General features: G+C 67.1%; 10 protein-coding genes and 4 pseudogenes. 5 read left to right on the top strand and 9 right to left on the bottom strand.

Annotated elements, in window-relative coordinates; genetic code table 11:
* Positions 1-91 precede the first annotated feature (91 nt).
* Positions 92-1,047 (bottom strand): annotated as a pseudogene (locus ACZ7M3_RS52225) (IS481 family transposase).
* Between the two features lie 279 nt (positions 1,048-1,326).
* On the opposite strand from ACZ7M3_RS52225, the gene ACZ7M3_RS52220 reads away from it, so the two are divergent.
* Entirely contained in the window at positions 1,327-1,542 is a 216-nt protein-coding gene (locus tag ACZ7M3_RS52220) for a hypothetical protein (RefSeq protein ID WP_472073810.1), read from the top strand.
* A gap of 24 nt (positions 1,543-1,566) precedes the next feature.
* On the opposite strand, the pseudogene ACZ7M3_RS52215 reads toward ACZ7M3_RS52220, so the two are convergent.
* From ACZ7M3_RS52215 to ACZ7M3_RS52190, 6 genes and pseudogenes are all read right to left on the bottom strand, one after another.
* Positions 1,567-2,055, bottom strand: a pseudogene (locus tag ACZ7M3_RS52215) (IS5 family transposase); the annotation flags it as partial.
* Positions 2,056-2,094: 39 nt separating this feature from the next.
* Entirely contained in the window at positions 2,095-2,427 is a 333-nt protein-coding gene (locus ACZ7M3_RS52210) for a hypothetical protein (RefSeq protein ID WP_472073808.1), read from the bottom strand.
* Positions 2,424-2,714, bottom strand: a pseudogene (locus tag ACZ7M3_RS52205) (transposase); the annotation flags it as partial. The gene ACZ7M3_RS52210 and the pseudogene ACZ7M3_RS52205, both read right to left, overlap by 4 nt.
* Before the next feature lie 224 nt (positions 2,715-2,938).
* A complete protein-coding gene (locus ACZ7M3_RS52200; RefSeq protein ID WP_472073806.1) occupies positions 2,939-3,853 on the bottom strand; it encodes a recombinase family protein in 915 nt (304 codons plus the stop codon).
* A gap of 706 nt (positions 3,854-4,559) precedes the next feature.
* Positions 4,560-5,063 carry a dirigent protein gene (locus tag ACZ7M3_RS52195; protein ID WP_472073804.1) on the bottom strand — a complete coding sequence of 168 codons (504 nt, stop codon included), beginning with the start codon at positions 5,061-5,063 and terminating at the stop codon, positions 4,560-4,562.
* A 488-nt stretch (positions 5,064-5,551) separates the two neighbouring features.
* A pseudogene (locus ACZ7M3_RS52190) lies at positions 5,552-6,379 on the bottom strand (transposase); the annotation flags it as partial.
* Here ACZ7M3_RS52190 and ACZ7M3_RS52185 point away from each other — a divergent pair.
* Genes ACZ7M3_RS52185 through ACZ7M3_RS52175 form a run of 3 tightly spaced genes read left to right on the top strand, consistent with a single transcriptional unit; the run spans position 6,360 to position 8,073 of the window.
* Complete coding sequence (locus tag ACZ7M3_RS52185; RefSeq protein WP_472073802.1) at positions 6,360-6,878, top strand: hypothetical protein; 519 nt, start codon at positions 6,360-6,362, stop codon at positions 6,876-6,878. The pseudogene ACZ7M3_RS52190 and the gene ACZ7M3_RS52185 sit on opposite strands and share 20 nt — an antisense overlap.
* Positions 6,845-7,540, top strand: coding sequence for an RHS repeat-associated core domain-containing protein (locus tag ACZ7M3_RS52180; RefSeq protein ID WP_472073800.1), 696 nt, complete (start codon positions 6,845-6,847; stop codon positions 7,538-7,540). The genes ACZ7M3_RS52185 and ACZ7M3_RS52180 overlap by 34 nt, the downstream gene beginning before the upstream one ends.
* A 32-nt stretch (positions 7,541-7,572) precedes the next feature.
* Complete coding sequence (locus ACZ7M3_RS52175) at positions 7,573-8,073, top strand: hypothetical protein (RefSeq protein ID WP_472073798.1); 501 nt, start codon at positions 7,573-7,575, stop codon at positions 8,071-8,073.
* Positions 8,074-8,278: 205 nt separating this feature from the next.
* Here the strand turns inward: ACZ7M3_RS52175 and ACZ7M3_RS52170 are convergent, their stop codons facing one another.
* On the bottom strand, positions 8,279-8,674 hold the full coding sequence (locus ACZ7M3_RS52170) for a VOC family protein (protein WP_472073796.1): 396 nt from the start codon (positions 8,672-8,674) through the stop codon (positions 8,279-8,281).
* A 173-nt stretch (positions 8,675-8,847) separates the two neighbouring features.
* On the opposite strand from ACZ7M3_RS52170, the gene ACZ7M3_RS52165 reads away from it, so the two are divergent.
* A complete protein-coding gene (locus tag ACZ7M3_RS52165) occupies positions 8,848-9,672 on the top strand; it encodes an HARBI1 family protein (RefSeq protein WP_472073794.1) in 825 nt (274 codons plus the stop codon).
* Between the two features lie 211 nt (positions 9,673-9,883).
* Here the strand turns inward: ACZ7M3_RS52165 and ACZ7M3_RS52160 are convergent, their stop codons facing one another.
* Positions 9,884-10,087, bottom strand: coding sequence for a hypothetical protein (locus tag ACZ7M3_RS52160; RefSeq protein ID WP_472073792.1), 204 nt, complete (start codon positions 10,085-10,087; stop codon positions 9,884-9,886).
* Between the last annotated feature and the right edge of the window lie 339 nt (positions 10,088-10,426).

Raw genomic sequence — 10,426 nt, 5'->3', positions numbered from 1 at the left:
CGAGCCCACTCATCATCCGACAGATCTCCCCGCCCCATGCCCCACGGAACGAGTTCCCAGCGGCAGCGTCACCCGACCCGTCGGACACGCCCTAGGTGTATTGACCCGCAGCGTTGTTCACACGGCTGATCGGTGGCTGGCCTGCGAGTGCGGTGTGGCAGCGGTGGTGGTTGTAGGTGTGCAGGAAGTCTGCCAGGGCCTGGGTGCGTTCGGTGTTGCTGGTGTAGGGCCGTAGGTAGGCCCATTCGTCGAGCAGGGTGCGGTTGAAGCGTTCGACTTTGCCGTTGGTCTGGGGCCGGTAGGCGCGGGTGAGCTTGCCGGCCGCGCCGAGGTCGGCCAGGGCCTGCTGCCAGGCGAAGCTCTTGCGGTAGGGCCAGGCGTTGTCGGTCAGGACGCGTTCGATGTGGTCGATGCCGCAGGCGGTGAAGAAGGCTGCGGCCCGGCGCAGGAAAGCGGCGCAGGTGGTGGCCTTCTCGTCGCCGTGGATCTCGCTGTAGGCGAGGCGGGAGTGGTCGTCGACGGCGGAGTGGACTAGTCGAAGCCCATGCTGCTGCGGGTGGCGCGGCCGGCCTGCCGGCCCAGCACCTTGTGGCCGCCGCCGTCGGGGATCCGGCCGAGTTTCTTGACATCGACGTGGAGGAGTTCGCCGGGGCGGTCGCGTTCGTAGCGGCGGATGACCTGGCCGGTGGGCCGGTCCAGGAAGGCGAGCCGGTTCAGGCCGTGGCGGGTCAGGACGCGGTGCACGGTCGAGGCGGGCAGGCCCAGGATGGGGCCGAGGCGGGCAGGGCCGAGTTTGCGGTCCTGGCGCAGCCTGCAGACCCGGGCCTCCACGGCCGCCGGGGTGCGGTGCGGTGTGATGCGGGGCCGGCTGGAGCGGTCGGCAAGACCCGCCTCGCCCTCGGCCCGCCAGCGCCTGACCCATTTGTGGGCGGTGGCGCGGGAGATGCCCATCTCGGCCGCGACATGGGCAACCGGGCGGCCACCGCAGACACGTTCGACGAGCAGCCGCCTGCCATGAACGGTCAGCCGGGCATTACGGTGAGACACGAAGACCTCCGTGCGGTGCGTTCCTAGACAGCTCCACCACACCGGAGGTCTTCGCCATGATCAAGCACCGGCGAGTGTCAACAACGCTCGTGATCAATACACCTAGGGCCTGCCCGGCGGATCATCGAACCTTGAGTACTTCGTTCGGTCACGATGGTGTGGACGGAGGGCGAATCCTCACTGATCGAGAGGGCTGGTGCAGTGGCGATCAGCGCACGACTTGAACGACGTATCCGACGCGAGTTCCCCGAACCCGGCTCCGCGCCAGAGGTCATGCGGATGCTGAACGAACTCCCGGAAACCGCGGACTATGACGTAGAGCACTTCGCAAGCGAACGCGTGCAAGCTGCGATTGTGCTGATCGCCCAGGGGAGCATCAGTCGGTTACGTGAGGCCATACGACTCGCTCTGACGGACTGGCGCGACCTGCTGGTCGCTGCCGAGTTGGCTCACGAGAATTGGCCCGATCGCTTGCGGACCGAACTGGGGTCTTGAAGCGCCTTGATCCGGGCGCGCAGTTCAGCAACGGAGCCAGAGGCGCATCGAGGCGACGGTGACGGTGCCGTGGAAGACGTAAGCCCGCTTGTCGTATCTGGTGGCGACGGCCCGGGAGTTCTTGAGGGCGTTGATCATCCGCCCCACCTCGTTCCTTCTCTTGTAGATCGTCTTGTCGAAGCCGGTGGGCCGGCCGGCCTTGCTGCCACGGCTCTGGCGATTGGTCCGCTGGTTCTTCGGCTCAGGGATGGTGTGCTTGATCTGACGTCGGCGCAGGTAGCGACGGTTGCGGCGGGAGGAATACGCCTTGTCGCCGCCGAGATGGTCCGGCCGGGTGCGCGGATGTCCGCCATCGAGTCGGGCAACTCGGATGTGTTCCATCACGGGGATGAGCTGCGGGGCGTCGCCCCACTGACCCGGAGTGATCAGCAGGGCCAACGGGCGGCGTCCGCCTTCTCCAGCGAGGCGGATCTTGCAGGTGAGGCCGCCCAGGGAGCGTCCGAGTCCCTCGTCGGACGGTGGAGCAATAGTCAATCCTTGTGGATCGCTGGGTTAAGGCAACGGGTTGGCGCCTTGGACGACCTGCCATCCGGAGGCCGGGCTGCCCGACATGAGGTGCTGGACGCCTTCTCCCCGGAGCGTCACGAAGGCGGTGAGGCCAGTGTCCAGTTGTGCCACTCGATGCCCGTAGACGACGGCCTGCGTCAGTGTCAGGTCGAGTGCTTGTGCCGAATCGCTGAGGCGGTTGAAGCGGGCACCGCGGCGGACCGGTCCCCGCAGGCAGCGCACATTGACAGTGGCCTGTTCGAGGGACACGACGATGACTCGGACAATCTGCAGTTCGACGCTGTTACGACAGCTGCCGGGGCTCGGGATCTCACTCACGCGGTTGCTCCCTCTCGCTCGACCAGGACGCCGTTTTCGAACCGGGCACCCGCGCGGACCAGGGGAACGAGGTGGGCGCCGGTGATCGCGCGCCAGCGGGCCTGGGCTGACTCGACGAGCTTGAACACCATCGTAAGGGCCGCGGCCGGGCTGCCGGCGCCGCGGGTGACCTTGGTGCGGAGCTTGACCGTGGAGAACGTCGACTCGATCGGATTCGTGGTCCGCAGGTGGATCCAGTGTTCGGCGGGGAAGTCGTAGAACGCCAGCAGTTCCTCCGTGTCGTCAGTTCGGCGGGCGGCCGTCATAACCCCAGAGCGTCCGGGCGACGTTACCGCCGAACCCCTCGGATCGCTCAGCATCCTCGCGTTTCACCCGAACCCTCGGATACATCGGCCTGACGCACACCGGTGCACCCGTGGGTTCGCCCTGAAGAACCCTCGGTTTCCGTGAACCCACGGGGATCGGGGGGATCGCCGAGGTAAGCCCAAAAGGGGCCACGAGATGATCTTGCTTACTGGCTGAGGTTGCTGACGCGGTTCGCGTACTCGCGGTGGGCCTTGCGCTGTGCCGGGATCGCTGCGGCGTTGTCGAGCGGCCGGCAGCGGTCGAGGAGTTGGCGGTGTACCGCCGGGATGGCGCTGACGCGCAGGGTGTAGCCCTGGCCGCGTCGTACAGTCACGCGCTGGTCGAGCGCGGCGCGCTCGGCGGGCTCCAGTTCGGCCGCGCGGAGGAGGTCGGCGACCTTGCCCGGCATGTCGAGAACGACCGGCAGCTTTGGAGCCGGGGCGCCCGGGTCGGCGGCCGTGTACTCGGGCAGGAGGTCGGCGACGGCGACGGCGGTGCGGATGGCGCCGCGGCTGACGCCGTGGTCGCGGGCCAGGGCGGCGATGGAGCGGCTCTCCAGGTACGCGGTGCGCACGGCGTCGGTCTTGTCGGCAGGGACGGCGGGGCGGCGCCCGCCCTTGTTGCCCTTGGCCTCGGTGGCCCGCAGCCCGTCGTAGGTCAGCTCGCGCTGGAGGTCGCGCTGGAGTTCGCCGGCAGCGGCGAGGGTCTGCACCATGAACTTCACCGTGGACAGCAGTTCACCGGTGCGCGGATGGCGGGCGGTGAGGTCTATCGCGGAGAACGCGCCGTCGTAGATGCGCATGGCGAGGCGGTCACGGTGCAGGACGTCGAGCACGTCGAGAATGTGCCCAATGCCGCGCACGAGGCGGAACATCTCGGAGGTGTGCACGGTGTCGCCCTGCCGCGCGTACGTGAGCAGTTCACCGAACTTCGGGCGCTCCAGCGGGTGGAGGCGGCTGGAGGTGCCGGCCTGTTCCTCGAAGACGACAGGGTCCTCGATCCCGGCCTCGTCCAGGACGAGGTTCTGACGGTCGGTCGACTGCTGGTCGGTCGACACCCGCTTGTAGACCAGGTTGGCCACGCCGCTTCCCCTTGTGCTGGTCGGATTCGGCCCTAGCCGTCACTGTCAGCAAACCCTGTCATCATCCGCCATCGGATCCGATTGGATCGGCGACGCCGTCGAGCTCCGGAACCGGGTTCATTTGGACACCCGCCGCACCTGTCGTCATTCGATCGTTTGACAACAGGTGGGAACTTGGTGCCTGGCCAGGGCTGCCGCGTGATCCGCTCGTGCGGAGGTGTTCGTCGGAGTGGCCCGTCGTGTCGACTGCCCTGCTGGTTCGAGAAGGAGGATGCTGGTGTTCTTATCGCTATCAAGCGCCCCCATGACCTGCGAACGCATTCTGCGGTGAGGGGAGAGCTGGTGGGGACCCTGGGGAGTGCCCCCCAGGGTTCTTTCATGTCTACGCCCGGTCAGTGCCGGGTTTCGCGTCCGGTGAGCGAAGTCCGCTGCCTCGTGGTCATGTCCCTCGACGGGAGCGGGATCAGCCGCACACGCTGGTGCAGTCGGTGGAAGTGGGCTTTGCAGGTCGTCGATATCGCCTTTGACAGCTGTCTCACCAGCAGCCGCATCGGGCCCAAGAGACCAACCCGGTTGCACTGCTCGCTGGACAGCACTCATGGGCGGCTGCCGTGGTGGTGCGGAGCCGAGCGGGGGCTCACCCCCGTCCGTGCGGCTTCTGGCGGGCTCGACCATTTCAGTTCGACACGGGATCGGCGCTGGTGGGTCAGCGAATGAGGTGGAGGGTGACCTCACTCTCGGTGGAGCTCGTGTTCACGGCGTGGACGTAGCCTTGTGCGGTGCGGTAGTCGCCCGTGCCTCCGGTGATGGCCAGGGTGATGTCGCCGGGGCCGCTGCTGGTGATGGGGAAGACTCCCTGCACGGTGATCTTCCCCTTGGGAAGCGTGAGGGTGACCACGCACTGCACGGTGCTCGAATCCGCGGTGCCGGTACGGGTCGTTGTGCAGACCTCGTCAAACGTGCCCACCGTGGTGCTGTTGCGCAGGACGTCTCCCACAGCGATGAGTTCGTCTCCCTGGCTGGGGCCAGGAGGAGGGAAATCGATGGAGTTGGCCTGCGTGACCACCGTCGTCAGGTGAAGGACCTCTTCCTTGCCTCCGGCCGGCTGGGGGCCGGTGGCGGGTGCGGCGGCCGAGGCAAGGGAGGCGCAGCAGAGGCCGGCGGCCAAGCCTGTGGCCACGCTCAGGCCCAGACGGTTGATGTTGCGCATGACGCTTCTCCTGGTGAGATCTGCGGGGCGGTGAGGTGACCGGGTGTCACATAAGGTGCCGCGCCCAGGGTCAGCGTCCGGCCACGGACACGCCACAGCCACCGCAGACCAGCGACAGAGTGAGCGTCATACCCGAATGGCCCCGGAACGGCGTGTCGCTCAAGGCCCCACGCCGAGACTCATGGGGTGCCGGGCTGCCTGATGCGCGGGGCGCGTCATCGGAGAGCGAAGAATGTCTCCGCATTGGCGGTCGCATGTGCTGCCCGATTTTGGGCTCGTCGTCACGGTAGCTGTTCTCGAACGCCGATAGGTCAAGCAGCTCGACGATGTCGAGCACCTTCCAGCACAGGTGCTCGGGCGGCAGCCACTCCCGCACATCCCGCGGCATCTCTAGATCACGTTCACGGTCGCACAACAAGAAGTTCCGCCCCACCAACCAAGATTCCGACGCCTCCTTGATCCTCGGAACCGAACAACGAATCGCTCTTGACCTTCACTGGGCAGGAGCCGTGCGACAGCCTCGGCACGTTCGGGCGGAGGTTCCTGAACCCCCGGCGGACTCGGGCGGGGGTGAGCCGGCCGGGTTCGCCGGGGCTTTCCCAGGGACGTCGGAGGTCGGCGACCAGGGGTCGGGTGAGGCGGAGTTGGGTGTGGGCGGGGACGACCAGCCAGGTCCATCGGTGCGCGGCCTGGGGTGTGCGGAGTTTCGGACGGGTCCAGCCGGGGGTCTGCTTCATCGTTCTGAAGGTGTGTTCAAGATCGAATCGGCGGAGGAACGCCTGCCAGCGCAGGTCGACGTCTGCGCCGGTCATTCCGGTGCGCGAGGACCACAGCCACACCGGCTTGGGGTCGCGGTCGCCGGGCAGGTGCTCGACCTTCATCCGGATCAACGGGCCGTGGATCAAAGGGAGTTCGCCGCATTGGTCGAGCCAGGGGCCACGGGCCTGCAATCGTGGGTGCATCCGGTCCCAGGCGAGGGCTTCGGCCGTGCCGTAGCGGGTGGTGTCGCACGTTGTGGCCTGGTCAGGGGTGTGCCAGGACTCCGGCTTCGAGAAGGTGAGGACGCCACCGTGCTTGCGGGGCTGCCCGCCGCGCGGGGTGGAGCGACGCGGTCCGGCATCCCGGAGCATGACCCGGTCCGAGCGCAGCCGTGCGACCAGTTCGACGGGCAGGTCGGCCAGGACGTAGGCGAGGCGGGTGACGTCGTAGCCGGTGTCCATGACGACGAGGATGTCTGCGTCGCCCGGCCGCCACCGCCCGGCGTGCACCAGCCGGGTGATCACCTCGCGGAGTTGGGTGGCGGTCACCGCGGTGGCCCTGGCCACCTCGACCAGCGACGTCGGCGCGGCCTGCACCAGCACGGGCGCGACGACGACGTCGTACTCGTACTCGTACGACAGCGCCGACCGACTGGAGACCACCGGCACGGTCTACGACGCTCTCGGGCGCACCACTACCCAGGCGTCCGGCGCGACCATCGGCTACTACGCCAACGACCTCGTCCGCCAGCAGACCTCCGGCGCCAGCCGGCAGACCTGGACCCTGGACGCGGCCGGCCGCCTCGCCTCCTGGACCACCGAAACCAACAGCAGCGGCACGTGGACCCAGACCGGGTCCAAGACCGACCACTACGGCTCAGACGGCGACAGCCCCGACTGGATTCAGGAGACCAGCTCGACGATCAGCCGCAATGTCCAGGACATCGGCGGGGACCTCGGCGCCGTTACCACCGCCACGGGCAACACCGTCCTGCAGCTCACCGACATTCACGGCGATGCACTGTGGAGCTCCCCCTGGACACCCGCCAGGCCCTGACCGCACTCGCCTACGACGAGTACGGCAACCCGCAGGGCGACACCACCGCCACCCGCTACGGCTGGCTCGGCGGAAAGCAGCGCTCCGGCGAAACGGTCACCGGCGCCACCCTCATGGGCGTGCGCCTCTACGACCCGGCCACCGGACGCTTCCTGTCCATCGACCCCGTGCCCGGCGGCTCGGCCAACGCCTACGAGTGCTGCGGCGGCGACCCCATCAACCGCTACGACCTCGACGGCAGGTTCTGGGGCTTCCACCTCAGCGCCGGTGCGAAGCTCGCCTGGCACTACGGAAGTCGCGCCTACGGCGGCTACCGCAGGTGGCAAAACCGGCAGCAGGCACGCATCGTCGGACTCGGCATGGCGTACATCGGGCACCGATACCTCGGCTACCGATGCCGCTACCGCTACGGTATGCGGGTCTGCACCGGAGGCCGCGGTCTCCACGCCCGCGGCGGAACCACGCTCGGCACCACCTACTTCACCTCGAACAACAACTTCGTCACTCCGGCCAGGATGCGCCACGAACGCAAACACAAGCGGCAGTGGATGCGGTACGGATGGCACTTCGGCTACATGTATCTCAGAGCGGGAATAAACCCATGTCACAACAAGTGGGAGCGCCGCGCTGGATACAAGGACGGGAACTATCCATGTCGTTGAGCCAGCCCAGGAAACGACCCATATGGCCATTCGTGCTGGCGGGGTCGGCGCTCGGCCTGGCCGTCCTCGTGGCCGTCGGTACCTGGGTGTACGGCATCTACAGCATGTCCGATCCTGTTCCCCCGGCGCTCGGCGCTCGCGTCGAAGGCAAGACGATCGTCGTCAAGTTTCCCGTCTGCCCCACCGACGTGATCCATCGCGTGGAGGTCACGGACTTCCACGACGACAAGAGCGCGAACCCGCACGTGCTGTGGTGGGGCTCGAACCCCACGACGCGATCAGCCAAGAGCGGCGTCGTCAAGCTCTGGTCCGGCGACGGATTTGAGCGCCATGCCCCACAATCCGCCCCGTCCTCCATACCCCGCGATCTCGTGGTGGGGTATTTGGACCCCTCGGGTGAAGGACTGGACGGTGTCTTCACGCTCCACACGGTATCCGCAGCGAAGTTGAAACCGGGGCAGTACTGGACCCGCGACGGTTCCAGAACCGCCGCACAGATCGACGCCCAACTCCACTGCCACGACAGCAACTAAGAAGCAGGAGGAACTACTCCTATCACGCAAGCGGGCAACTCTGACCCGCACGAACTAAGAGGGTGCCGTGCCATGCGCGGCGCCCTCTCCCGTTCTCAGATGAGCTCTCATCCGGGTGGATGCGCGGGGAACCCAGGTGAGCACTGAGGTCTTCCCGGCAACGCGATGGTTGCGGTGTGTGACGGGGCGGGTGCCCGCTCGCGGCCTAGTTCTGCGGTGCCAGGGTGCGCAGGACGTCGAACTCGTTGCCCTCGGGGTCTGCCATGACCACCCAGTTTCGGTCTGAGCCCTGGCCTACATCCGTCGTGGTGGCGCCGAGGCCGAGCAATCTGGTCACCTCGTCCTCGGTGCTGCCGTCGATCGGGCTGACGTCGAGGTGAAGCCGGTTCTTCACGGTCTTGCCCTCGGGCACCAGGATGAACTGCAGGGTGGGCGGCATCTGGCGGGCCCGAACATCCTCGATGGTCGGCACCCAGGAGCCGATCTCGACCTTGCCCTCGCTCCGGTCGATCACTTTGAAGTCCAGGACCTCGCACCAAAAGGCCGCGAGCATCTCCGGATCGTGGCAGTCAACGGTCAACTCGGTGAACCTACTTGTCATGACTCTCCCAGATAGTGCGGACAGGGCTCAGAGTATGCCGCCCGTCCGACAGATCCGAGATCTTCCTGACTAGGGACATCAGACGGGCTTGACCAGGCATCAGATACGCGAGAAGCCCCTGGTAGGAGCAGGTCTGCGAAGAACAGGTTCCGGGTACCGAGAGGCTTCACGCGTTGACCAGTGTCACCTACACCGGCGTGCTCGATGTCAGCCGGGCCACTGCTGAGGCCCTCGCGAAGCTGCTGCTCGAACACCGTGAGCGTCTCGGGACCCGCAAGGGCACCCGCGCCCTGGGGCCGTTCAAACAGAGCGTGTTGATCCTGCGCTGGTTCCTGGACGGTACCCGGCTGACTCAACTTGCCCGCGACAACCGGATCTCCGTCCCTACGGCCTACCGCTACCTCCACGAAGGGCTGACCGTGCTCGCCGACCACGCCCCGGACCTGTCCACCGCACTGGAGCGCGCGGCCGCGGCCGGCTTTACACACCTCAACCTCGACGGCACCGTCATCCGTACCGATCGCGTCGCCGCCCCCGGCCCGAACAAGGCCGACCTGTGGTGGTCGGGCAAGCACAAGCACCACGGCGGCAACGTCCAGGTCATTTCCGCACCCGACGGCTGGCCGCTCTGGGTCTCGCCGGTCCGGCCCGGCCGCGAGCACGACACCACCTGCGCCTGTACCCACGGCCTGATCGCCGCCCTGACTCGGCTCGCCGACACCCTGGACATCCCCACCCTGACCGACCTCGGCTACCAGGACGCCGGGGCCGGCCTCCGCCACCCGGTCAAAAAACCCAAGGGCGGCGAACTTACCGACGACGCGAAGGCCTTCAACTCCGTCATGCGCGGCGTCCACGGTGTGGCCGAACGCGCCAACGCCCTGCTCAAGGTGACCTTCAAGGCTCTGCGCAGGGTCAGCCTCGACCCTAAGGCGATCACCCAGATCACCCGCGCCGCCCTCGTTCTGCTCCAGATGGAGCACGGCCGCACCAGCTGACGAAGGTCACGAACCGTCACGACACGTTACCGAGAAGGGCTCAGTGGTCTTCGGCCCTGACTTCCCGGCCGCCGCCGTGCAGGTGGGCCACGGTCGCGGCGGCGGCAGCACCGATCAGGTCGTTCTTCCGGCCGCCTCCACGGGACAGTTCGCGGACTCGGCTGGTTGCTGTAGCCGGGACATCGATGACGTGCTCGCCGCGGGCGATGAGTCACTGGACCAGGTGCCGGCCCAGTCCGCCGGCGTTCTCCACCGCCCAGGAACGCTGCGCCCACTGCCGAGCCCAGCGCAGCAGGCGCCGGTACTCCGGCAGGCTCGACCGGACTGTCACTGAGGACAGCTGCTGCTGATCGTCGGTGGTCACGGCAACGGCGGTGTGGGTGGACTTGTGTGGATCGACTCCGAGTAGAACCACGGCAGAGTGCTCCCCCAACAGGTGCGTGACAGCGAGGACGTCCACGGTCGACACTGCGACTTTCGCAACCACCTTGAGCAGGTACACGCCTCTGTTGAGTCAGACCGTGGGCGGACGCCGGGCCGGTGGCACACCCCTTGAGAGCCAGCCCCGGGAGGCGGCAGAAGCTTCACGAGCCATCCGATCTGACGCCCTACGGAGACACTACGAGCGGCCAACTCGACCGCGCTCCGCTATCCCCGTATAAGAACTCCTAACAGAATGGCCTTGATGGCCTTGGAATGTGTTGGCCCGTCAGGTTGTTGACTGGTGCATGCGCAGGGGGGAACGGCCGCCGTG

This window comes from Streptomyces sp. NPDC111656 (genome assembly GCF_055656965.1).
This window is presented reverse-complemented; position numbering and strand designations above follow the sequence as displayed.